Raw genomic sequence first — 23,103 nt, forward strand, 5'->3', positions numbered from 1 at the left:
TTGGGCGCGAGCCAGCCACCATTATAAAATATTAAGAGTGCCTGAGTAGGAGATAACCTGTGGAACGCGAATTTATGGAGTTCGACGTCGTCATCGTTGGAGCTGGCCCTGCAGGCCTGTCCGCCGCATGCCGACTGAAACAAAAAGCTGCCGACGCAGGTAAAGAAATTAGCGTCTGCGTGGTCGAGAAAGGTTCCGAAGTCGGCGCCCACATTCTATCCGGTGCGGTATTCGAGCCGCGCGCGCTGAACGAGCTGTTCCCCAACTGGAAAGAGCTTGAAGCCCCGCTCAACACCCCGGTAAAGCGTGACGACATATATATGTTGAAGAGCGCCGAGAGCGCAACCAAAATCCCGGGCATGTTCGTGCCAAAGACCATGCACAACGAAGGCAACTACATCATCTCGTTGGGCAACCTCTGCCGCTGGCTGGCCCAGCAGGCTGAAAACCTCGGTGTAGAAATCTACCCTGGTTTCGCGGCACAAGAAGTCCTGATCAACGAAAATAACGTTGTCACCGGTATTCTCACCGGTGATTTGGGCGTTGATCGCGAGGGCAACCCAAAAGAAGGCGTCTATACGCCAGGTATTGAGTTGCGCGCCAAGTACACCCTGTTTGCCGAAGGCTGCCGTGGCCACCTGGGCAAGCAGCTGATCAAGAAATTCAACCTCGACACCGAAGCCGATGCTCAGCATTACGGCATCGGCCTCAAGGAAATCTGGGACATCGACCCGGCCAAGCACGAACAAGGCCTGGTGGTGCACACTGCTGGCTGGCCGCTGGACGATGAGAACATGGGTGGCTCGTTCCTCTATCACCTGGAAAACAACCAGGTGGTCGTCGGCCTGATCGTTGACCTGTCCTACAGCAACCCGTTCCTGTCGCCATTCGACGAGTTCCAGCGCTACAAGCATCATCCGGTGATTGCCCAGTACCTCGAAGGCGGCAAACGCGTCAGCTACGGCGCGCGCGCGATCTCCAAAGGCGGCCTTAACTCACTGCCGAAAATGGTATTCAACGGCGGCGCACTGATCGGTTGTGACCTCGGCACCCTGAACTTCGCCAAGATCAAGGGCAGCCACACGGCCATGAAATCCGGCATGCTGGCAGCTGAAGCAGTCGCCGACGCGCTTTTTGCCGGCAGCGAAGGTGGTGACCAACTGACTGGTTACGTCGACAGCTTCAAATCGAGCTGGCTCTACGACGAGCTGTTCCGCAGCCGTAACTTCGGCCCGGCCATGCACAAATACGGCGCTCTGCTCGGTGGTGCATTCAACTTTATCGACCAGAACATCTTCGGCGGCAAGATCCCGTTTACCCTGCATGACACCAAGCCGGATTACGCCTGCCTGAAGCTTGCAGCTGACTCCAAGCGCATCGACTACCCGAAACCAGACGGCAAGCTGAGCTTCGACAAACTGTCTTCGGTATTCCTGTCCAGCACCAACCATGAAGAAGAGCAGCCTTGCCACTTGAAACTGGCTGACGCGAGCATTCCAGTTGGGAAGAACTTGCCGATGTACGACGAACCTGCGCAGCGCTACTGCCCTGCCGGGGTTTATGAAATCGTCACCCAGGAAGATGGCGAGAAGCGATTCCAGATAAACGCGCAGAACTGCGTGCACTGCAAGACCTGCGACATCAAGGATCCTGCCCAGAACATCACCTGGGTGGCGCCTGAAGGTGCTGGCGGCCCGAATTACCCGAACATGTAATTACAGCCGCTTAATAAAATGCCCGCTGCCAAAACAGCGGGCATTTTTTATAGCCAAGTTAAAAATTTGCAGCCCCGATGACGCCTTTATCATCCGCTTATTGCCCTGCATTGGCGGACAAGCTTCGTATTACGCCCCACAGAGTGCCTCAATCCGGTTGCGGGGCAATGGGGAAAAACCGGCCACTGCTCCAGACACCAAGCCAGCTCTGGCCATCGATATCGCGCGGCACAGCGAGTTCGACCAATTGATAGAACACATTACGATGGATCAGTGCATCAAGGTTGGTGCGCACCCGTACAAAAGGCGTGGGTTCCTGGGTTTGCGGATCCAGCTCAACACGAATCGGATGCTCGGCACCGGCAACAATTTCATCATCAACATTATTAGTGAAACGCAGTACCTGAGCCTCGCCCTCGCCCTCCACCGCCAGCGCTATTGCCACAAAGGGCGCTACATCGACGCGGATCCCGACTTTTTCGACCGGGGTGACCAGAACGTAGTCATCGCCATCGCGTCGAATAATGGTTGAGAACAACTTGACCATTGGCTTTCGCCCCATCTGCGTGCCCATGTAAAACCAGGTGCCGTCCCGGGCAATACGCATGTCGATATCGCCGCAAAAATCCGGATTCCACAAATGCACCGGTGGCAAGCCTTTGCCTTCCCCTTTCGGTATCTGCGAAAGCAGGTCATTTGCCTTGCCTGAATCAGTCATACCCTCTCCTTTGCTCCCTGCTCAGTATCGCTACAGAGACACGACACTGTGCGATCAATCACTCAAGCCAATCAGACTACGCGCATACTGTTCAAGCGGCGGGCCGATCAGGTCTTCCGGCTTTTCATCATAAAAGGTCAGAAAGCCCCCGCGGCTGCGAATCCGCGCGGTGTCGACCAAGTAGCGCGTATTGGTCTCGATCAACATTAACTGAATCACCCCGCTATCGACACCAATACGGTCCAACGCCTCTTGATCCTCCCATTCTGTGCCCGTGCCGATGCGGTCATCTGCCGTGGCAAAACGCCCATAAAGCAGATAATGCGCACCCGCTGCACGTGCCTCACTCATTGCCTGCTCAAGGCCAAGCGGTGTTCGGGCCCTGCGCACCAGCGGGAAGTACTCGATAAAGCCCTTGAAGGCTTCCTCAGCGACAATATTAGCCTTTGGATTGGCTTCGCCACGCGGGGTGAAGTAGCCCTGAGCGATATAAATAAACGAGTCAGCCTGCAAGCGACGCGAGTTCGCCCGCTGCGTACTGCTATGGTCAAGCACGCCAGCATCACGCAATTGATACTCAGTGCCAGCTGCCATATCACTGACAGTCATGCATCCAGCCATCGGCAAAAACGCCAACAAAGCTAACAACGGAAACAGCCTAGGCATCATTCTTCTCCCGTACCGGTGCCAAAATACCGGCGAATATGCAGGCGATGCAGGTTCCACGCCAAATCCCCCATGAGCTTCTGGCCGCCCGGAATCACGTATCCAGACAAGGCGAGCCCTCATGGATGATTCAGGTCTGGGCTAACTGTTCCTGTATCCAGATTGTCGCCAGTCAGGCGCCCAGTTCTACAAGAAACCAGGAAGGGCTCTGATAATGGGGCCGGAGATGTCTTAAAGGTCGGCGCACCATACAAAACATTCGCAAATAAATGATGAAATACCAGCCCCGTCGTGACTCACTCAAAAAACCATGTAAACCGCCTCCAGACCGCACAGCCCTTTAGGTTGACCCGATTAAAACCGCTCTATACCCTGTGCGGCTTGAGTGCCTGGACAGCTTGCGCCGTGTGATATCTAACGGCCCCTGCCGTACCTGCAACACCTGACAGTCAGGATGATTACGCCACGGACAGAAAAGCGTAACAGTGCTCAAAAACAATCAATAAGGAGATAGATATGTTCAAAAACCTAAGGACACTCAATACTGCAATCGCCTTGACTGCAGCCATAGCAGGCAGCAACCAGGCGCTGGCCAGCCATCATTTTGAATCTACCATCGTTCAGAAAACGCCCACGCTGAATCAACTGGACAACTACGTTTTCGCCTCCGATCGTCCTGATCACACAGTCTTTGTAATGGACGTAAGCGCCGTACCGAAAGCCGGGGTTGATGGCACCTTCTCAACCAAAGGGCTGTACAACATCCACGTAGCCAATGATGACAGCTATAAAACGGGGCATACCTTTAGCTTCCGCTTCCAGGGTGCCGATCATTTCACCCTCTATCAGTCTGATGCGCCCAACGCGGCTGTCGGAACCATCGGCACCAAGATTGGTGAAGGCACCGTTGGCAAGGCCGTCGAACTGAAAAACGGCATTAAAGTCTGGACCGGCGTCGTCAAGGATCCGTTCTACGGCAACTCCACCAGCCTTGGTCTGCTGCGTGCACAGCTCAACAACGGCACACCTTACGACCCGGCAATCTGGGCGCAGGCCAAGGGCAAAAGCATCTTCATTGGCCACAAAGCCGCTGCAATCGTGCTGGATGTACCTAACTCAATGCTTGCCAAGACTATACATGCCTTCATGACTACCGCCGTGGAGAAAGACGGTGCCTGGACGCAGGTTCAGTACTCGGCAAATCCTTTGCTTTCACACACCATGCTCTTCGAAAACGGCACGCTCAAGGCAGTGCTTAATGGCAGCCGTCCGGACACGCAAAAGGCAATCAAACCATTTGTATCTGCTCGCATCACCCGCGCGGTGTTGCTGGCCAAATCACAGAAAGACCCAATCAAGTACGCCGACGAAGTAACCAATACCCTGGTGCCGGATGTGCTTACCTACAAAACGGGCACCGCTGCCAAGTACTCCGCGAGCGAACGCAATGGCCGCTCCCTGGATGATGACGCCATGAGCGCCGTATTGAGCATGATGCTGGGCACCCCTACCGACCAGAAAATCGCTAATCCAAAACTGCATACCCCAACCTTCCCCTACCTGATCCCAACCACTGTCGACTAAACCGTCACAGGCTCACAGGACCCGCGACGAATCAGCTGTGCCGTTGATTTGCCGCGGGTTACTTTTCTCGGAATCAAGGATGAGGCTATGTATTCGCTAATGGATTTTTTAGCAGACGATTTTCCCTATGCCCCCAAGAAACTAAGCTTGCGACTGCGCCAAGCTACGGCAGTGCTGGGCATGTTGATGCTCGCGCCGCTGGCCATGGCCCATGAGTTCTGGCTGGTCCCGCATGACGCACAGACAGGCTTGGAAAAAAAAGTGGTGTTCGAACTTCGGGTCGGACCAACCTGGCCTGGCGTGCAAACGCCTCGCATAGATAACCTGGTCAACTGGTTCAAGGCCAAGGACGCCCAAGGCGAATGGAATGTCGCCGGTCGGGATCGCACGCTCGCGGTGGGCAACTTCACCACCCGATCACCTGGCGCGACCCTGGTCGGTATGCGCACCAACAGCGCCCACCTTGAGCTGTCGGCATCAGAGTTCAACAAGTACCTGAGCGAAGAAGGCTTGACCGAGGTCATCAAAACCCGCGAGCACTTCGGCTTGAGTGACGCACCCGGTCGCGAGAACTTCTCTCGCTGCGCCAAGAGCATCATTCTCGTCGACGGCCAAAGCCAGGGTTATGACCAGCAGATCGGCCTGCCGCTGGAGCTTGTCCTGCAGACTGATCCGCTGGCATTGGACAGCGACATGCCGTTCGGCATTCAACTGCTGTTCAACGGCGAGCCACTGCCGAACACCTTGATCAAGGCTCAGCTAAAGGCCGAGCCATCGATTGAGCTTAGCGCCACCTCCGATAGCCAGGGCCGTGTCACGTTCAAGCTTCCCCAAGAAGGCTTGTGGCTATTCAACGCAGTCCACATGGAACCCAGCGTCGAAGACGATAGCGATTGGGAAAGCCTGTAGGCCTCCCTGACAGTTCAACTATCCAATAACAACAGCGAGTAGGCGCCCATGACCTTTAGCATTCGAAACTACCAGCAACCTCTGTTCTTGCTGCTCATCATGCTCACCAGCACCGCCGCACAGGCGCACACAGGCGCCGAGGCTGGCTGGCTGCACCCGTTATCCGGCGCTGATCACCTGCTGGCCATGATCGCCATTGGCGCCTGGAGCTGCCAGATGGGTGGCCGCGCCATCTGGATCGTCCCTAGCGCCTTTGTCTGCAGCATGTTATTCGGCGGAATACTGGGCTTCGAGCAAGTCGACCTGCCCGGTGTTGAGATTGGTATTGTACTGTCGGTAATTCTGCTAGGGCTTGCAATCGCCTTGGAGAAAACCTTTCCGGTGGTCATTGCCGCCTTTGGCGTGGGCATTTTCGGAATGTTCCATGGCTACGCCCACGGCTACGAAATGCCGGTGATGGACAACAAGCTGGCCTATTCAGCCGGCTTCCTCAGTACCACGGCCGCCCTTCATGTGGTCGGTGCTGTTGGCGCACTCTTGATACTCAAGCTGCCACGCGGCCGAGTCATACTCTGCACACTGGGTACCATTTGTGCCCTATGCGGCGTCTACTTGGCGACTCAGCTCTAACCACAGCACTCCCCTTGGGCAATGCATCACGTGCATTGCCCAAGGTATTCAACCCATCGCAATCTCTACGGTTTCGCCATGCAAGCGCACAGGCCAGGTGCGCAGGCTCTGTTCCGGATACTCCAGGCAGGTGCCATCATCCAGGCGGAAGTGCTGCTTATAAAGCGGTGCGGCAATGACCAAGTTGCCGGATAAACTGCCGACAATGCCGCGGCCAATCACATTGGCACCAGACTTGGGGTCGCGATTATCAACTGCATACAGTTGTTTGTCTCCGGGCTCACCCGGCAGGTAGAACAAGGCCACTTGTATGCCATCGACCCAGGCCACTACCCCCGAGTTTGCGACCAGGTCCTGGCGACTGCACAAGGACTGCCAACCCTGGCCTTGCTGCACTTTTGCTTCTACGCGGCTCATCAGATCACCTCCTCGAATAGCGGAATCAGGGACAACTCGGTGTCACGGACAGGGCGACGTTGCTGGCGCTCCTTGACGAAATGAATATCCGGGTCGCTGCGCTTGTCGTTGACGAAGGTGCGAAAGCGTTTGAGCTTCTCCGGATCATTAAGTGCATTGGCCCACTCACATTCGTAGCGATCAACCACCAGTTGCATCTGCGCCTCCAACTCGCTGGCCAGGCCCAGGCTATCGTCGATGATGACCGCCTTGAGGTAATCCAGACCGCCCTCGAGGGACTCGCGCCATACCGAGGTGCGCTGCAAGCGGTCGGCGGTGCGGATGTAAAACATCAAGAAGCGGTCGATATAGCGGATCAGCGTGGCATCATCCAGGTCAGTCGCGAACAGTTCGGCATGACGGGGGCGCATGCCGCCGTTGCCGCTGACGTAGAGGTTCCAGCCGTTTTCAGTGGCGATGACACCCACATCCTTGCTTTGCGCCTCGGCGCACTCGCGGGTGCATCCGGAAACGGCAAACTTGATCTTGTGAGGTGAGCGCAAGCCTTTGTAACGATCCTCCAGAACCAGCGCCATGCCCACGCTATCCTGCACGCCATAACGGCACCAGTTGCTGCCCACGCAAGACTTCACGGTACGCAACGACTTGCCATAGGCGTGGCCTGTCTCGAACCCGGCGGCAATCAACTCGCTCCAGATATCCGGCAATTGGTGTAGTTGTGCGCCGAACAAATCGATGCGCTGGCCGCCGGTGATCTTGGTGTAGAGGTCGTACTTTTTCGCCACAGCGCCAATTGCGATCAGCCCATCCGGCGTCACTTCACCGCCGGGAATGCGCGGCACCACCGAGTAGGTTCCATTCTTTTGCATGTTGGCCATGAAGGTGTCATTGGTGTCTTGTAATGGCACCAACAAGGGGTCGGTGATAGAGCGATTCCAGCAGGATGCGAGTACCGACCCCACCGCTGGCTTACAGATGTCGCAACCAAGATGGCCCTTGCCATACTTGCTCAACAGTTCGTCAAAACTCTCTATGCCCTCGACGCGCACAATCGAGTACAACTCCTGGCGGGTATAGGCGAAGTGCTCGCACAGGCTCTTGTCGACAACCACGCCACGGGCAGTCAACTCATGCTCGAAAACCTGCTTGAGCAAAGCTGCGCAGCCGCCACAGCCAGTCCCGGCCTTGGTACAGGTCTTGACCCCAGCAAGGTCGGCACAGCCATCATCAATCGCCGCGCACACTGCAGCCTTACTGACGTTATGACAGGAGCAAATAGTGGCCGTGTCCGGCAATGCATCGGCGCCCAATGCAGGCGCACCCTCGCCTTGTGGCAAGATCAAGCAAGCGGGATCAGCTGGTAGCTTGATGCCGTTTTGCACATATTGCAGCAAGGCATCGTAATAACTGTTGTCCCCCACCAGCACGGCGCCAATGGCATGCTTACCATCCGGCGAAACCACAAGGCGGCGATAGCTGGCCGTGGCCTCGTCGATAAAGCGATAGCTGCGCGAGCCGGCAGTAGCGCCATGCGCATCGCCAATCGAACCGACATCGACCCCAAGCAGCTTGAGCTTGGTCGACATGTCTGCTCCCATGAACGGCGAGCTGTCTTCACCGCATAGTTGCGCTGCAACCGCGCGAGCCATTTGATAACCGGGGGCGACCAAGCCAAAGACACTCCCGTTCCAGGCAGCGCATTCACCAATGGCGAATATTTGTGGGTCACTGCTACGGCACTGGCTGTCGATCGCCACGCCACCACGCGGCCCCAGCTCAAGACCACACTGCCTGGCAAGGGCGTCCTGCGGCCGGATACCGGCGGAAAACACGACCAGATCGGTCTCCAGAAACTCATCGCCAGTAAAGTTCATGCGGTAGCGATACTCATCACCAGCACTGATCGACTGCGTGGCGCAGGACAAATGCACACTCACGCCGAGCGCTTCAATTTGCGCCTTGAGCGCCAAGCCACCGTGATCATCCAGCTGCACGGGCATCAAGCGCGGCGCAAACTCAACCACATGCGCTTCCAGCCCCAGGGATTTCAGGGCATTGGCCGCCTCCAACCCCAGCAGGCCGCCACCCACTACCACGCCGCGACGTGCATTCTTGGCCGCAACCTGGATAGTGTCCAGGTCGGCCAGGGTACGATAGACCAAGCGCGACTCGCCCTCGGCGCCTTCGATTGGCGGCACGAATGGATAAGAGCCCGTGGCCAGCACCAGCTTATCGAACGAGAAACAACCATCGGCGGTGATTACCTCTGCTCGCTGGCGATCGATCTCCAGCACCGGCACCCCCAAATGCAAAGTCAGCCCCGGCTGCTGATAGAGCTCAACCCCACTCAACGCCAGTGACTCGGCATCACGGCCGGTAAAGTATTCGGAAAGATGTACCCGGTCGTAGGCCCGCAACGGCTCTTCACTGAACACATGGATCTTGTACTGAGCCAGGGCGCCGCGCTCAACCAACTGCTCGACACAATGATGGCCGACCATGCCATTGCCAATAACGATCAGGGTTTGTGGATTTTTCAAGGTTGCGACACTGGAGTTCATAGAGCACCTATCCAAGCCAATCAGGTTTTCAAAGCAAAAAAAAAGCGCCTGAAACCTTGCGGTTCCAGGCGCCTTTGCCTGTTCGTAAACGCTGGACTACAGGCTGCATGCCTGGCCTAGCGACTATTGCCCATGATCCTTGCAGATAGTTCGATCGCCTTTGATCGCCTGGGCCACCCACTTCTAGCGAGGGTATTGACTTAGTAAAAGCAAGGCTTATGCCACATTTTCAAAAGCGCTGCAGTAGGCGTCCTACACGGCTTTTGGCGGTGCTTATACAGCTCAAAGCAGGACTATCCGGAACTGCAATGGTGCAAATCCCGCTTGCGACGCACCAGACTAATGCCAAGCAGCATTGCCAGATACGCTTGGGGGCTCTGAAAAGCCAGTAAACCGAGGAAGTTACCGCTCTCCCTTTTCAGAGGCTCCTCAACCACCCCGGCTCAACAACCAGATAACCAGCACCGCCAGGAACGCCGACAGCCCTTTCCAAAACAACAAGGGATTACGCTCAAGTAATGGCGGCCGGTGCTTGCCGAGGATTTCCCGACTGGGTTGGCGCAGTTCGAAAATAAATTCAGAAAGTGCGGCGTAGCGCTTGCGCGGGTCAGGTTGCAGCGCTTTGTGCAACACATCATCCAGCCAGGCAGGCAGTTCGAGGTCATGGTCTCGCAACGGTTGGTAGACCAGGCGGTTCTGCGCCGCGCGGTTTTTGCACTTGGCCACCTCGGCACCATAAGGCAACCGGCCGCTAAGCATTTGGTAGATGATGACCGCCAGGGAGTATTGATCGGAACCTGGTGAACCGCGTTCACCGAGAAAATACTCAGGCGCGGTGTACTGCGCCGTGCCCAATAGCTGGTTGCGTTCAATGGGCGAGCTGATCTCCAGCAAACCGGCAACCTGTACCGAGCCAAAGTCGATCAGTTTCACGCCACCGCTGGGATCAATCATGATGTTGTCAGGACGTAGGTCCTGATGCAGCATTTCCAGGCGATGGAGGGCCTGCAAGCCTTTACCGATTTGCTCAGCCATGACCCGCACCAGCTCCAAGTCGGGCCGTGGATGGTCAAGCAGCCACTGGCGCAGCGTCCGGCCCTCGACAAACTCGCTGACGCTATAGAGGTAGTTGCGCTTGCGTGTCTGGGCCGGTGCCTTGAGCACATGCGGGCTGTCGATACGCCGCGCAACCCACTCCTCGCCAAGCAAGCGCTCCAAGTGCGCCAGGTCATGTTGCATATCTACCGAGGGAGCCTTGAGTACCACCTGGGCCTGGCTCTCGATATCTCGTGCCAGGTAAATATGGCTGCGACTGCTGGCGTAGAGTTCACGGATTATCTGATAACCGTCAAACAGCTCGCGTGCCTCCAGTATTGGAGCAAATGGCAGCTCGGTCAGTCGCTGCTGTAACTCGCTGGCGTCCTGCTGTCCCAGACTGTCGAGCCGGACGAGTTGCAGCGTGAGATTGTCATCGCTGCCCTGTTCATAGGCATGTTCGACAATCGCCCGGGCAGCGCTATCCAAATCCCCGGCCTCGGCGATCAACTCAACCACACGCGCAGCGCTGGTGAACTCGTAGACCCCATCGGTTGCCAAGACAAAGTGATCGCCCGGCTCCAACTGAAACCTGCGGTAATCCAGTTCAAGATGCGCGTTGATGCCCATCGCCCGGCTCAAATAGCTCTTGTCCCGGGAGATCCAGAGCCGATGATCCTCTGTCAATTGCTCAAGCTGGCCATCGCGCAGACGGTAGATACGCGTATCACCCGCATGAAAGATATGCGCGGTAGTCGACTTGATGACCATTGCGCTCAGCGTGCACACATAACCCCGGTCGAGGTCATAGCGGTACTGGCTCTGCCGCGTCTGCGCATAGAGCCAGGAGTTCGTCGCCATCAGCACGCGTTGCGCCGATTTCTTCACCGACCATGCATCGGATGTACAGTAATAATCGCCCAGAAAGCTGCCCACCGCAGACTCGCTGGCAATGTGGCTGACAGCGCTGCTGCTGATGCCGTCCGCCAGGGCAATGGCAATGCCTTTGCTTGACAGCTGCGGCTCCTGCGGAATGCAGATACCGTGAAAATCCTGATTGGTCGGCTTGCGTCCCCTGGTCGAGTATTGCCCTACCGAAACCTTGAGCTGGCTTGTCATGCGACTCCCTATACGCCCCGCCAGCACCTGGCTCGGGGCGTTATGGCGCAATTAACTGAAAGAGCGCTTAGGAGCCGTCCGCACATGGGTGGTGTACAGGGTCAGGCCGGTAAAAGCCAGGCCGCCAACCAGGTTACCCAGTGCAGTCGGGATTTCATTCCAGAGCATGTAATCCATTACCGAGAAATTACCGCCCATGATCATCGCTGACGGGAACAGGAACATGTTCACCACCGAATGCTCAAAACCCATGTAGAAAAACAGCATGATCGGCATCCACATGGCGATGGTCTTGCCACTGACGGTGGTCGAGATCATCGCTCCCACAACCCCCATCGAAACCATCCAGTTGCACAGCATGCCACGCAGGAAAATGGTCAGCCAGCCCGCGAGACCGTACTCGGCATAACCCAGGGTACGCGCTTCGCCAATGTGCGAAATTTTTTCGCCGATGACACCGGGGCTGGTAGAAAAACCGTAGGTAAAGACAAATGCCATCATGACTGCCACGGTTAATGCACCAGCGAAGTTGCCGGTAAATACCAACCCCCAATTGCGCAGTACGCCACCCAGGGTCACACCAGGACGCCTGTCGAGCAGCGCCAATGGCGTGAGTACGAACACCCCGGTGAGCAAGTCGAACCCCATCAGGTAAAGCATTACGAAACCAACCGGGAACAACATGGCACCAATCAACGGCATGCCAGTTTGTACGGTTATGGTGATTGCAAACACAGCCGCCAAAGCCAGGATCGCACCCGCCATAAAAGCACGAATAAGGGTGTCACGGGTGGACATGAACACCTTGGACTCACCGGCATCCACCATTTTGCTGACAAACTCTGCAGGAGCTAGATAGGACATAGTATTTCTCTGGATATGAGTTTCGAAATGCAAAAAAAAGGCGCCTAGAGCCTTTCGACTCCAGGCGCCTTTGCCTGTTAATTCATGGGCTCATTGCCCTATGTGATACAACCGCCCGTGATACTTGATGCCGCCTGATCGCCGTTGATCATGAAGCCATCACTGGTACGCTCGTGAATTGGATTACCAACACCAGCCCCATCACAGCAAGTTGCGCGCCAAACTTCCTCAACCGGCGTTGCAGAGCCTCCGCCCAGGTTTATCGAACCAACAACAAGGCATCCTGGAACCAAAACAGAGCATTGCCCGGGGAAAACGCCCCATTGTGTGACCGGATATCCAAGCCATAAAAAACCCGCTACCAACAGACTTGATGGCAGCGGGTTGCTTGTCCTTCGAGCTTACATGCAGTGCAGTTAATGCTCGGCGGAAGGTGCTTGCGCCTGCAAAGCCTGGATATCGCTGACCGCCAGGTCACCGGGCTTGCCACCCCAGCTCTGGCGTAGGTAATTGAGCAGGTCGGTAAGCTGCTGATCACTCAACTTGTCGGCAAAACCCGGCATCGGTTGCATCCGCTCGAAACCAGTGAACTGCTGCTCAGCAATGCCATCCTCAATCACCCGTAGCAGGTTGCGCGGATCATCCAGGCGCAATGTGGTGTTGCCGCGCATGGCGACCGCGATATGTGGCTTGCCCTCGCCTTGTGCAGCGTGACAACCAGCACATACATTCAGGTATTGCTGGCGACCCTTTTGCGCACTTGGGCTGAGCTTGTCGAATGCCACTTCATCCAGCGCTTTAGCCTCTGGCGGTTGATCGCCGAGCAAGAATGTCGCCATGGCTGCCAGATCAGCATCAGTCAGGTGCTGGGTGCTGTTATGGAACACCGGGTACATCTCGTTGAACATGGTGCCCTGCGCACTCATGCCATGCTTGAGGAATGATGCAAGGTCCTGGTGATTCCAGCCGCGAGCGGCCAGGTCATCACTCAACAGCGATGGTGCCAGGTACCCATTGAGCACACCGCCAGCCATGCGTTTATCCAGTTCCATGGCACCGGTTTCACCCCGTGGCGTGTGGCATTCGCCGCAATGGCCAAGCACATCGACCATGTACTGGCCACGCTTCCATGGCGCGCTTTTGCCTTCAGCCGATTGCAGTTGCAAATCTTCGGCGTAAATCATGTTCCAGCCGATCAAGCCCAGCCGAATATTGAACGGAAAGCTCAGGCTGGTCTGCGGTGCGTCGCGCTCGACTGGCTCGATGGTCTTGAGGTAGGCGTGAATCGCATCCGAGTCCTGACGTGGCATCAGGTGGTACGAAGTGTAGGGCATTGCAGGATACAGGTTGGCACCATCGCGACGCTTGCCCTGGGTAAGCGCGGCGAAGAACTCCTCATCGCTATACAAGCCGATGCCGTGTTCTTTGCTTGGGGTGATATTGGTGCCATAGATGGTGCCGAAGGGCGAGACAATCGGCAGGCCACCGGCATAGGGCGCGCCACCGGGTTTGGTATGGCAGGCCATGCAGTCGGCGGCACGGGCGAGATAGGCGCCGCGCTCGACCTGGCCATCGGCATGCGCCGACAGCAACGGGGCGGCCAGGCCAAGTGCCAGGCTCAGGCGCAGAAATAAATGCTTCATGCTTAGCCCTCCCTGACCAGGCCGAGATCGGTCAGCACATTGCGCGTGGCGCTAAAGTAACGAACATAGCCAGTGCAACGGCAAATGTGATGACCAAGACTGTCTTCAATGACCTGCTCCAGCTGGCTGTTGACGACCGGCTTGCGCTGAAGTTTCTCGACCAACAAGGTCGCAGCATTGACGAAGCCTGGAGCGCAATAGCTGCACTGGAAGGCAAACTCATCGACAAAGCGCTGCTGGATCGGGTTCAGCTCGGTAACCTTGCCCTGCTCATCACGGCTGGCGTGGCCTTCGATTGTGCGAACCTTTTTCCCTGCAAAATAATGCGCACCGGTGATACAGGTGCGTACCTCTTCACTGGTACCGTCGGGATTGTCGACTATCACCACGCAGGCATGGCAGATACCCTGGCCGCAGCCCAGGCGCGAGCCAGTGAGGTTTTCGTATTCGTGCAGGTAATCGATCATCGGCAGATCATCGGGGATGTCCGCCGAGTCCACGGCTTTACCGTTGAGGGTCAGTTGCAGCGGACGATTAGCCATTGAGGGCCTCCTTGATTCGCGCAGAAGTGATAGGCAAGTCGCGAATGCGTTTACCAATGGCGTGGGCAACGGCATTGCCGATGGCGCCGACAACCGGAATCATCACCACTTCGGCAATGCCCTTCGATGGATCGCTCGCCGACAGCGGCGGCAGGATTTCTGCGCTCTGCTTCCAGACCGCAACGTGGCGCGACATGGGTAAACGGTAGCGGTTGAAGTTCCAGTCACCCTCTCCCGGCCCGCCTTCATAGAGCGGCATTTCTTCCATCAGCGCATGACCGATGCCCATGGCGATGCCGCCTTCGAGCTGGCCCTTGACCAGCTCTTCAACCAACACCCGGCCACATTCGACCCAGGAATGATGATTGAGTACCTGCACCTCATGGGTGCCCTTGTTCACCTTCAACTCCACCAGGGTTGCTACCGGGCTGTAGTAAGTCACCGCAGCGTTATTGAGCTGGGTGTCCGGGTAATGCACATTCTGGCGACCGAGCAAATGAAAGCCGGCGCTGCTCATTTGCGCCTTTTTAACCTGCGCAGCCCCGTCACCATACTTCACTGCAAGGCCGTCGAGGGGCAAACGCTCGCGAACGCCATCAATGCTGAACTCGGCCTCGGCCCAGCTCCAGCGGTTAAAAGCGTGCACGGTCGCACCTGTGACCAGGCCGCGCTCATGGGCGTGCTTGGCCAGCTCGGCAAAGCTCAGTGGTTGCATGCCGTTGGCGGTGAGCTTGCCATCGACCCAATGCGCATCCTCGCGGCGCACCACATAGGGGTTGGCCTGACCGCCATATGGGCCCTGGCGCCATATCTGCAAGGCCGCTGGCCACAGTCCATGATTGAACAGCACCCGCGCAGCCTCACGCGTGGCGTGGCTAAAGTAGTAGGCTGAATTGGTTGCCGAAGAGGCAGAGGCCAACTTGCCGACCCAACGCGGATTACGCAGGAAGCTGTCCTGCTCTGCCTGGCTCATGGTGTAGGGATTACCGCCACTGGTGAGCTGCAGTTCCTTCCACTCGGTCTCGCCGGTTTTTACTTCAGTGGCTGGCATGCCGAGGAAATCCGCAACGACCAGCGCCTGGGACGTCGACATGCCTGTGCCGATTTCGATGCCGATGTGACGCAGGCTAATGTGCCCATCGGCCGTGAATTCGATACTGGCCATCGGCGCCTCAGAGCCAGTACCGAAGTCTTTCTGGCAAATGGCGAAACCAACGCCATGCCAGTGATCCGGATCCTGCGCCTCGCGTTGCTGCTTGAGCGCATCGCGATTTTTCCAGACCTCATGCACAGCTGCCTTGTCGAGGATTTCATGCAGGCGCAACGCACCGGCCGGCACCGCGCCCTGGGTATTTTTCATACCCGAAACCATGGCGTTCTTCTTGCGCAGGTCGATAGCATCAATGCCCAGACGCCCGGCAATTTCGTCGACCATCATCTCGGTGGACGCCATGCTCTGCAGCGTCCCGTAACCGCGCATTGACCCAGCCTCGACCGCACGCGAGTGATAGGCAGTCACCTGCAAGTCGTTCTGCGGCATGTAGTAGATCGACTGTGCAGCGGTGGCTCCGACTGCCGCCACAGAAGGGCTGTAGTTGGCCCGCCCACCGCCATCGACTGTCATTTCAGCGCGGAAAATCTTGAAACTATGATCGTTCTTGTCGACCGCCAGTTGGTAACGGATATCGAATGGATGACGCTTGATTCCACTCTGGAACTGCTCATAGCGATCATTGGCCAGACGTACCGGCACACCTGCGCCATACAGGGCTGCAAGTGCCGCGTAGTAGACAAAGATATTGTGATCCTTGGAGCCGTAGCCAACTGTGTAGCCAGGGTGCATGTTCAGCTTGGCCAGGCCGAAACGCGAAGGTGCGATCATCTTCGCCGTTTCCGTTGCGGCCTCATGCGGGCACTGGGTTGCCACCACGAAATGCAGGGTTTTGCTTACAGGATCGAACCAGCCATTGCCGTTGTCGGGCTCCATTGCGGCAGGCTCGATCGAAGGGGTCTTGTAGCGCTCGTCGAACACCAGCCAATCATCTGATGGATTGTCGATCTGTTGCTTCATGCGCTCGGCATAGAAAAGCCCGCGCTCGGTCAGGTTGCCGTGCAGGTCCGGCTGCGAATTCCATACCGGACGGCGGTTGCGCAGCATCGGGAACAGGATCGAATCCTTGAGGCTGGCGAACTCGTCTTCATCTGCGGATGTGGCACCACCGACCCGCACATAGCGGAAGCTGCCGTAAGGGTCTGCCTGGTACAGCGGCGCCTTGTCACCGTAGCGAATCGCCTTGTCATTGAACTTGAGCTTGAGCTTGGCCTGACGAAAACGCTCGAAATCATTCCAGATCAGAATCGCCACCGGATGACCAATAAACATTGGCACCTTGCCAACAGGCAACAGTGGATCGGGCGCATGCTCCTCGGGGAAAACAATGCCATCGTTGAGCAAATCTTCGGCGGTAACGATTCGGTCTGGCTGCAACTCGGCGCCGAGCCACGACAGATCCATGCCAGCGTATATGCGATCGGCCTTGATGGTTTTCAGCAGCATGGCATGCCCCTGCTGCGCGGGCCAACCCGGCATGTCCTTGGCCCGAATATCACGGGCAAAGACCTTGCTGCCGCACACCTTGGACAATGCATCATTACGCGAGCGCGCCTTGCCGTTGTTGCCTAGCCACTGCTCGGACGGCACGGTCACGCTGTCTTCCATCAAGGCCGCCATGGCCTTGCTGCCAAGTGGCATAAGCGTCACGCTCACGCCTGCCACCAGCCCGCCCTGAAGAAAGGAACGCCTGGATATATCACGGTTGGACATAAATCATCCTCTGGGCAGTTATCGACCTGCCCTTTTGCTTATGTATTGCACTTCAGCAATGCGATTGCTGAAAAAGAGAGCCTTTGCATGCCAGTCAAATCCTGACTTACTGGTTAGGTTATTGGGTTTCAGCATCTGCCGCAAACAATCCGTTACAAAAACCTAAAAAATCCGAGGACACCGCTTTGCTGACAACCAGTCGAAACCGCGTCGCCGACCGCAACGGGGGTTTGCTGATTGGGCAAGGTGTATGCTCTATGCCTTGGAAGTCAGTCGCTGGCAGCCCCAGCTCAACAAAGGGGCGCTAGCTGAGTAAGGAAATCCCCGCACCATGCTCGACATCATTGCGCTATTTCTCTGCATCACGGCGGCGCTCGCCTACCTTAATCGTCGTTATATAGGCTTGCCGCCTGCGATCGGCGTAATGGGGATTGCCCTGGCGCTGTCGTTGCTCAACATGTCACTCGATGCACTGGGCTTTCACACCCTGCACAGCCTTGAGCAATCGCTGGTCAAGTCCATCGACTTCTCCGAGTTGCTGATGCAGGGCATTTTGTCGTTGCTCCTGTTCGCCGGCGCACTCCATGTTGACTTGTCGCACCTGCGCGCTTACAGGTGGCAAGTTGCCTCGCTGGCCGTCGTGGGCACAACCCTTTCAACGCTCCTCATCGGCTTTGTTCTCTGGCAGTTGCTGACCTTGACTGACTTGCAACTGCCACTCTCCTATTGCCTGGTTTTCGGTGCTCTGATCTCGCCGACCGACCCTATCGCGGTAATGGGCATCCTCAAGTCAGCGGGTGCGCCCAAGAGCGTTGAACTGGTGATCTCGGGAGAGTCGTTGTTTAACGACGGGGTCAGCGTCGTCTTGTTTTCACTCATCGTGGCGATGATTGCCAGCGGTGAAGCGCCCTCGGTATCAGGAGCCTCGCAACTGCTGCTCAAGGAAACCGGCGGCGGCATACTATTGGGCGCAGTAGTCGGCTATGTCACTTACCGAATGCTCAAGAGCATAGACAGCTACCAGGAAGAAGTACTTATCACCCTGGCAGCGGTGCTGGGCGCCTATGCCATCGCAGCACACCTGCATATTTCCGGCCCGCTGGCGATGGTGGTCATGGGCCTGATCGTCGGCAACCAGGGACGCTCCCATGCAATGTCTGAACAGACCGAGAAGAACGTCGACATGTTTTGGGAGCTGATCGATGAAATCCTCAATGCCGTGCTCTTCGTACTGATCGGCCTGGAAGTGATCCTGATCCAGTTCTCCAATTCGCTTGTGGTCACCGGCCTGATGATTATCGTGCTGACGCTGCTCGCACGACTGTTGACTGCCGGGGTGCCGATTGCCCTGCTCGGCCAACGCTTCCGGCTACCCAAAGGTGCCTGGAGTGTTGTCACCTGGGGCGGCTTGCGCGGCGGTATCTCGGTAGCACTGGCATTGTCGCTGCCGCCAGGCGAGGCGCGTGACCTGGTGGTGTCCCTCACCTACCTGGTGGTGGTTTTTTCCATCCTGGTTCAGGGCATGACCATCGGCAAGCTGGTCAAGCGAGTGATTCCCTGCAACCACGAGGCAAAGCCAAATGAGTGAGGCCTGAGCCGGCTCTGCTCAGAGCGTGCTGATCCGACTGACGCTGATGATGTGCCCATTCCAGACCATCTCATAATGGGCCGCCTGGATGATTGAAGCCACAGGTCTTGGCGTCAGCAGCGCCCAACAGATACCGCCAGGCGAACGCACCGAGTTGTAGCGCAAGCCCGGGCAATGGTTCTGTTTGGCTTGCTGACCAAGCTGACGAGCCTGGGTGTAATCATCAGGGGCATATATGGGGTCCGACAGCGGCACCTTGGTTGCATCAAGCATGCCCGCATCGGAGATAGTGCAGGTCAGCCCCCGGAAGACAAAACGCTCGTAGTTCAACCCTTCGACGTTCGCCCAATACAACCCCTGGTGATGACGCACCTCGGCAATGGCTACATCCATCTTGTCCGCCATGTACAGGACCCCAAAACTGCCGTCGCTAAAGCGTGAGCCAGCCGGATTAACATGGGTAAACGGCGCCGTTGCGTAGGAACAGCCGGTGATCCCAAATGGAATCTCACTGCGCGCGATCAACTCCAGCCGACCGACCTGGTTGAGCAATCTTGGATTGGTCAGGGCCTGTAGCTGATAAATGGTTTCGAAATCAGCCGCATCGGCAACGTCATCGAACAAGTCGATGGGCGGAAACTTGGAATTGACCAAGCGATGCAGCTGTAAAACCTCGCCGCCCAAGACCTCAAGGCTGTCCAGCCTTACCACTGGGCACCGCGCAACGCATCAATGCGCCGGAACGTCTCGTACAGCGAAATCATGTCGCCCTGGGCGATGATCTCCAGTGGCGTACGGCCATTGAAGAACTCGTTGCGGTTGGCCATCGAGACAAAGCCATAGACGTTTTCAGGGTTGTCGAACACCAGGCGCAGCGCGGCATGGATATTCAGCACAAAGCTAATGCGTTGCATCTGGTCAGCGTCGAGGCCGACTGTCCACTCCGCGTCGTTTTGCCTTGCCCTGGTGTAGGTGCTGCGTGAAATGCGCAGCACCCGGCAGGCTTGTTCGGCCGATGCCTGCCACTTGTCGAGTATATTCAGCGCCGCCCGCAGCCCTGCCACGCACTGGCTCTTGGAAAAATCCTGAGTCTGGATAACTGCGGTCATATATACCACCCCGCCAATAATCTACAGAATCAAAACTAGCAGAAATGGATCTGCAGAACAACAAGCAGATCAATTCACGGAGTCAATGCAAGCAACCGGATTACAGTCGGCAGAGCCAAAAGGCTAACGCTGGGCGACAACAAAAAGCCGTGGAAACGGCAGCAGCACGGTGCCATCAGCCAGTGCCGGGTAAGCCTGGCTGATTCGAGCCAGATAATCATCGAGAAATACGCCCTGCTCTGCCGACGTCAACTTGGCTAAAAACGGACGCAGAGCCGTGCCCTTGAACCATTCCACTACAGCCTGATGCCCCTCGGCCAATGGGTGGTAATAGGTCGTATGCCAGACATCGACCACACTGCAATGCGGGCTGAGCAACTCGTAATAGAAGTCCGCCGAGTGACGCGGGTTATGCTTGACGTCACCGATCTTGTCGGCCCACGGCCCCTGCACTGCAATCTCACGAGCGAGCACATGTGCAGGCTCAGCGAGGTTGTCTGGCATCTGCACCGCCAAGCTTCCACCCGGCGCCAACTGGGCGACCAGATGCGGGTACAGATCAGCATGATCCGGCACCCATTGCAGCGATGCATTGGCCAGGATCAGGTCGAAGCGTCGAGTGGGCTGCCATGCGGCAATGTCCGCCAGTTCGAAATCAAGCTGCGGCAAACGCTGGCGAGCGCTCTGCAGCATATCCTCGGAACTGTCGATGCCCATCACAACAGCATTTGGATAGCGCTGCGTCAACACCTCGGTCGAGTTGCCTGGCCCGCACCCCAAATCGACAGCAAGCCGCACATCGCTCGCAACTGCGGCGACAAGGTCGCGAACAGGCCGAGTTCGTTGTTGCTCAAACTTCGAATACTGTTGTGCAGACCAACTCATCACTCTTTCCTCATCCAACAATGCGAGGCACACAGAGTAGTTGCTCATCACCCGGCAAACAATTATCTCGCCTGGCTTCAACACTCCGAGCACAGTCCTCCCGACATTGAGCCTTACCCACAGTCAGACCCGCTCCGGCTTTATGTCTTGCATCTTATATATGAAAATACGTATATTCGAATATCCATATATCAAGAGCGCTTCACATGATCCAGCCTCCCGAGGTGTTCAAGAGTTTGGCCGACGAAACCCGCACCCGAGCCATGCTGCTTATATCTGAACAAGGCGAGCTTTGCGTTTGTGAGTTGATGTGCGCGCTCAACGAGAGCCAACCGAAAATCAGCCGCCACCTTGCACTATTGCGCAGTAATGGCCTGTTGCTTGATCGGCGCCAGGGCCAGTGGGTCTATTACCGCCTCAACCCCGACCTGCCGGATTGGGTTCTACAGATGCTGCAACTGACCTCCAGCGCCAACGCCCATTGGCTCCAGGACAACGTCACACGCCTGCAAAGCATGGATGGTCGCCCCGTCCGCGAAACGGCCTGTTGCTAGCCCCGAGCCGAGTCAAACGCCTGAACCTCTGACATCAGGAGTAACCCATGCAAATCCTGTTCATGTGCACAGCCAACAGCTGTCGCAGTATCCTCTCGGAAGCCATGTTCAATCACCTGGCACCGCAGGGATTCGAGGCGGTGAGTTCCGGCAGCTTCCCCAAGGGCCAAGTGCTGCCCCGCAGCCTGTCCACTTTGCAGCAGGCCGGGATCTCGATTGAAAACTTGTACAGCAAAGGCAACGACGCCTTTGAAGATAACCCGCCAGATATCGTGATCACCGTCTGTGACAAAGCCGCTGGCGAAAGCTGCCCGGTGTATTTTGGCCCGGCGCTCAAGGCCCATTGGGGGCTTGCCGACCCATCAGAGGTGACAGGTGACGAAACCTCGATTGACACCGCCTTCCGCTCCACCCTCGCCCACATAGAGCGACGTTGCAAAGCCTTTCTCGCACTGCCCTTCAACCGCTTAAGCCGTGATGAGCTCAAAACCGAGCTTGATCGAATCGGCAGGCTCTAAGGAGAATTTATGTCTGAACACCTGCCCAACCTGGATCAAACCCTGTTAGAGGGCGTGCAAAATCCGACACAGGCTTCGCACAAACCACGCATCTTGTTGCTCTACGGATCAACCCGCGAGCGTTCATTCAGCCGTTTGCTGGTGGAGGAAGCCGCGCGCCTGCTTGAGCACCTGGGCGCTGAACCACGCATCTTCAACCCCTCCGGTTTGCCATTGCCTGACGACGCGCCGGTCGAACATCCCAAGGTTCGTGAGTTGCGTGAACTGGTGCTGTGGTCCGAAGGCCAGGTCTGGTGTTCACCTGAGCGCCACGGCGCAATGTCAGCGGTATTCAAGGCACAGATCGACTGGATACCTTTGGAACTCGGCGCGGTTCGCCCCACTCAAGGCAAAACCCTGGCGGTGATGCAGGTCTGTGGCGGCTCGCAATCATTTAACGCAGTCAATCAACTGCGCGTGCTGGGTCGCTGGATGCGCATGTTCACCATCCCCAACCAATCCTCGGTGCCCAAGGCCTACATGGAGTTTGACGAGGCCGGGCGAATGAAACCCTCCCCCTTCTACGACCGGGTTGTAGACGTAATGGAAGAACTGATGAAATTCACGGTGCTGCTGCGCGACCGGCAGGAATTTCTGGTGGATCGCTATTCGGAACGCAAGGAGTCGGCAGAGCAACTGATGGCGCGCGTAAACCAGCGGGCAATCTGAGCGGCACCCTTTGTTTGAGTGGTAGAAGATGTAGCAGGCAGGCATCAATCAAGCGCTAAAGCTGCAAGCCTCGCTCAAACTTTTGCTCCAGAGGAATTAATGCAGGGATCGGCTTTGCACGTGGAGCGTGAAGACGGTCGACCACAGCGCAGAGAATGCGGCTAACCTCGTCGTCTTGGCCACACCTGACCATCTGCGTGAGTGAGCCCGAGCCAACAGCTCGCTCCATAAGCAAAGCCTCGCCATCGCACGCCAGCACGGGGGCAGCCCCCTTACCGCCCCACCAAGCCATGAGTGTGTTGCCGGCTTGCTCTTCTGGCCCTTGCGAGACTTTGAGCATTGCAGGCATACCGCGCTGGCGAACGGGGATCAAATGGCCATTGAGTGAGACGAAAGCGTCCCCGTCTATGCTCAATTTCCATCGTTTCAGGTATTGATCGAACATCACCCCATCAGCTCCTCGCTGCTATCCGAACGGCATTATGAATGATTGCCTCCTATGGCTAAGGGCCAA

21 protein-coding genes are annotated in these 23,103 nt (G+C 56.8%); 8 read left to right on the forward strand and 13 right to left on the reverse strand.

Annotation, left to right across the window (positions count from 1 at the left end):
- The first annotated feature begins 59 nt into the window (after positions 1-59).
- Entirely contained in the window at positions 60-1,715 is a 1,656-nt protein-coding gene (locus tag PSES9_RS0116615) for an electron transfer flavoprotein-ubiquinone oxidoreductase (protein WP_010488829.1), read from the forward strand.
- A 148-nt stretch (positions 1,716-1,863) separates the two neighbouring features.
- On the opposite strand, the gene PSES9_RS0116620 is transcribed toward PSES9_RS0116615, so the two are convergent.
- Together PSES9_RS0116620 and PSES9_RS0116625 are read right to left on the reverse strand one after the other, a co-directional pair.
- Positions 1,864-2,433 (reverse strand): DUF1285 domain-containing protein, encoded by a 570-nt coding sequence (locus PSES9_RS0116620; RefSeq protein ID WP_010488830.1) that lies wholly within the window; start codon positions 2,431-2,433, stop codon positions 1,864-1,866.
- A gap of 54 nt (positions 2,434-2,487) precedes the next feature.
- Entirely contained in the window at positions 2,488-3,099 is a 612-nt protein-coding gene (locus tag PSES9_RS0116625; RefSeq protein WP_036988301.1) for a DUF4823 domain-containing protein, read from the reverse strand.
- Between the two features lie 516 nt (positions 3,100-3,615).
- Here PSES9_RS0116625 and PSES9_RS0116630 point away from each other — a divergent pair.
- The 3 genes from PSES9_RS0116630 (at position 3,616) to PSES9_RS0116640 (ending at position 6,222) form a co-directional block, all read left to right on the forward strand.
- On the forward strand, positions 3,616-4,683 hold the full coding sequence (locus tag PSES9_RS0116630) for a DUF4331 family protein (RefSeq protein ID WP_010488834.1): 1,068 nt from the start codon (positions 3,616-3,618) through the stop codon (positions 4,681-4,683).
- A gap of 87 nt (positions 4,684-4,770) precedes the next feature.
- Positions 4,771-5,592: a DUF4198 domain-containing protein gene (locus tag PSES9_RS0116635; RefSeq protein ID WP_010488836.1), complete on the forward strand. Its 822-nt coding sequence runs from the start codon at positions 4,771-4,773 to the stop codon at positions 5,590-5,592.
- Positions 5,593-5,640: 48 nt separating this feature from the next.
- The gene (locus tag PSES9_RS0116640) at positions 5,641-6,222 is read left to right on the forward strand and encodes a HupE/UreJ family protein (protein ID WP_010488837.1); all 582 of its coding nucleotides are present in this window, start codon (positions 5,641-5,643) and stop codon (positions 6,220-6,222) included.
- Positions 6,223-6,270: 48 nt separating this feature from the next.
- Here PSES9_RS0116640 and nirD read toward each other — a convergent pair whose 3' ends face one another.
- From nirD to PSES9_RS0116675, 7 genes are all read right to left on the reverse strand, one after another.
- Positions 6,271-6,639: a nitrite reductase small subunit NirD gene (gene nirD, locus PSES9_RS0116645; RefSeq protein WP_010488840.1), complete on the reverse strand. Its 369-nt coding sequence runs from the start codon at positions 6,637-6,639 to the stop codon at positions 6,271-6,273.
- The gene (gene nirB / locus PSES9_RS0116650; protein WP_010488842.1) at positions 6,639-9,200 is read right to left on the reverse strand and encodes a nitrite reductase large subunit NirB; all 2,562 of its coding nucleotides are present in this window, start codon (positions 9,198-9,200) and stop codon (positions 6,639-6,641) included. The genes nirD and nirB overlap by 1 nt, the downstream gene beginning before the upstream one ends.
- A gap of 429 nt (positions 9,201-9,629) precedes the next feature.
- Positions 9,630-11,354, reverse strand: coding sequence for a bifunctional protein-serine/threonine kinase/phosphatase (locus tag PSES9_RS0116655; protein WP_010488844.1), 1,725 nt, complete (start codon positions 11,352-11,354; stop codon positions 9,630-9,632).
- Between the two features lie 51 nt (positions 11,355-11,405).
- Positions 11,406-12,218: a formate/nitrite transporter family protein gene (locus PSES9_RS0116660; RefSeq protein ID WP_010488846.1), complete on the reverse strand. Its 813-nt coding sequence runs from the start codon at positions 12,216-12,218 to the stop codon at positions 11,406-11,408.
- A 416-nt stretch (positions 12,219-12,634) separates the two neighbouring features.
- Positions 12,635-13,861, reverse strand: a complete 1,227-nt coding sequence (locus tag PSES9_RS0116665; protein WP_010488847.1) for a c-type cytochrome — start codon at positions 13,859-13,861, stop codon at positions 12,635-12,637.
- A gap of 2 nt (positions 13,862-13,863) precedes the next feature.
- Positions 13,864-14,403, reverse strand: coding sequence for a (2Fe-2S)-binding protein (locus PSES9_RS0116670; protein WP_010488848.1), 540 nt, complete (start codon positions 14,401-14,403; stop codon positions 13,864-13,866).
- On the reverse strand, positions 14,396-17,227 hold the full coding sequence (locus tag PSES9_RS0116675; RefSeq protein ID WP_010488849.1) for a xanthine dehydrogenase family protein molybdopterin-binding subunit: 2,832 nt from the start codon (positions 17,225-17,227) through the stop codon (positions 14,396-14,398). The genes PSES9_RS0116670 and PSES9_RS0116675 overlap by 8 nt, the downstream gene beginning before the upstream one ends.
- Before the next feature lie 331 nt (positions 17,228-17,558).
- Between PSES9_RS0116675 and PSES9_RS0116680 the strand changes: the two genes are divergently transcribed.
- Positions 17,559-18,815 (forward strand): cation:proton antiporter, encoded by a 1,257-nt coding sequence (locus tag PSES9_RS0116680; RefSeq protein ID WP_010488850.1) that lies wholly within the window; start codon positions 17,559-17,561, stop codon positions 18,813-18,815.
- 18 nt (positions 18,816-18,833) lie between these two features.
- On the opposite strand, the gene PSES9_RS0116685 is transcribed toward PSES9_RS0116680, so the two are convergent.
- The 3 genes from PSES9_RS0116685 to tam all read right to left on the reverse strand — a co-directional run bounded on the left by PSES9_RS0116685 (position 18,834) and on the right by tam (position 20,809).
- Positions 18,834-19,526: an RES family NAD+ phosphorylase gene (locus tag PSES9_RS0116685; RefSeq protein WP_010488851.1), complete on the reverse strand. Its 693-nt coding sequence runs from the start codon at positions 19,524-19,526 to the stop codon at positions 18,834-18,836.
- Positions 19,520-19,924, reverse strand: a complete 405-nt coding sequence (locus PSES9_RS0116690; protein ID WP_010488852.1) for an antitoxin Xre-like helix-turn-helix domain-containing protein — start codon at positions 19,922-19,924, stop codon at positions 19,520-19,522. The genes PSES9_RS0116685 and PSES9_RS0116690 overlap by 7 nt, the downstream gene beginning before the upstream one ends.
- Before the next feature lie 123 nt (positions 19,925-20,047).
- Complete coding sequence (gene tam, locus PSES9_RS0116695; RefSeq protein WP_010488854.1) at positions 20,048-20,809, reverse strand: trans-aconitate 2-methyltransferase; 762 nt, start codon at positions 20,807-20,809, stop codon at positions 20,048-20,050.
- 206 nt (positions 20,810-21,015) lie between these two features.
- Between tam and PSES9_RS0116700 the strand changes: the two genes are divergently transcribed.
- The 3 genes from PSES9_RS0116700 to arsH are packed head-to-tail and all read left to right on the forward strand — an operon-like array spanning position 21,016 to position 22,589.
- Positions 21,016-21,363 carry a metalloregulator ArsR/SmtB family transcription factor gene (locus tag PSES9_RS0116700; RefSeq protein ID WP_010488856.1) on the forward strand — a complete coding sequence of 116 codons (348 nt, stop codon included), beginning with the start codon at positions 21,016-21,018 and terminating at the stop codon, positions 21,361-21,363.
- A gap of 47 nt (positions 21,364-21,410) precedes the next feature.
- Complete coding sequence (locus PSES9_RS0116705; protein WP_010488858.1) at positions 21,411-21,881, forward strand: arsenate reductase ArsC; 471 nt, start codon at positions 21,411-21,413, stop codon at positions 21,879-21,881.
- A 9-nt stretch (positions 21,882-21,890) separates the two neighbouring features.
- Positions 21,891-22,589 carry an arsenical resistance protein ArsH gene (gene arsH, locus PSES9_RS0116710; RefSeq protein WP_010488860.1) on the forward strand — a complete coding sequence of 233 codons (699 nt, stop codon included), beginning with the start codon at positions 21,891-21,893 and terminating at the stop codon, positions 22,587-22,589.
- Positions 22,590-22,644: 55 nt separating this feature from the next.
- Here the strand turns inward: arsH and PSES9_RS23810 are convergent, their stop codons facing one another.
- Positions 22,645-23,034: an aminoglycoside phosphotransferase family protein gene (locus tag PSES9_RS23810; protein ID WP_010488861.1), complete on the reverse strand. Its 390-nt coding sequence runs from the start codon at positions 23,032-23,034 to the stop codon at positions 22,645-22,647.
- Between the last annotated feature and the right edge of the window lie 69 nt (positions 23,035-23,103).

Origin of the sequence: Pseudomonas sp. S9, from assembly GCF_000222125.1 — a bacterium.
GTDB classification, from domain to species: Bacteria; Pseudomonadota; Gammaproteobacteria; order Pseudomonadales; family Pseudomonadaceae; genus Aquipseudomonas; species Aquipseudomonas segetis.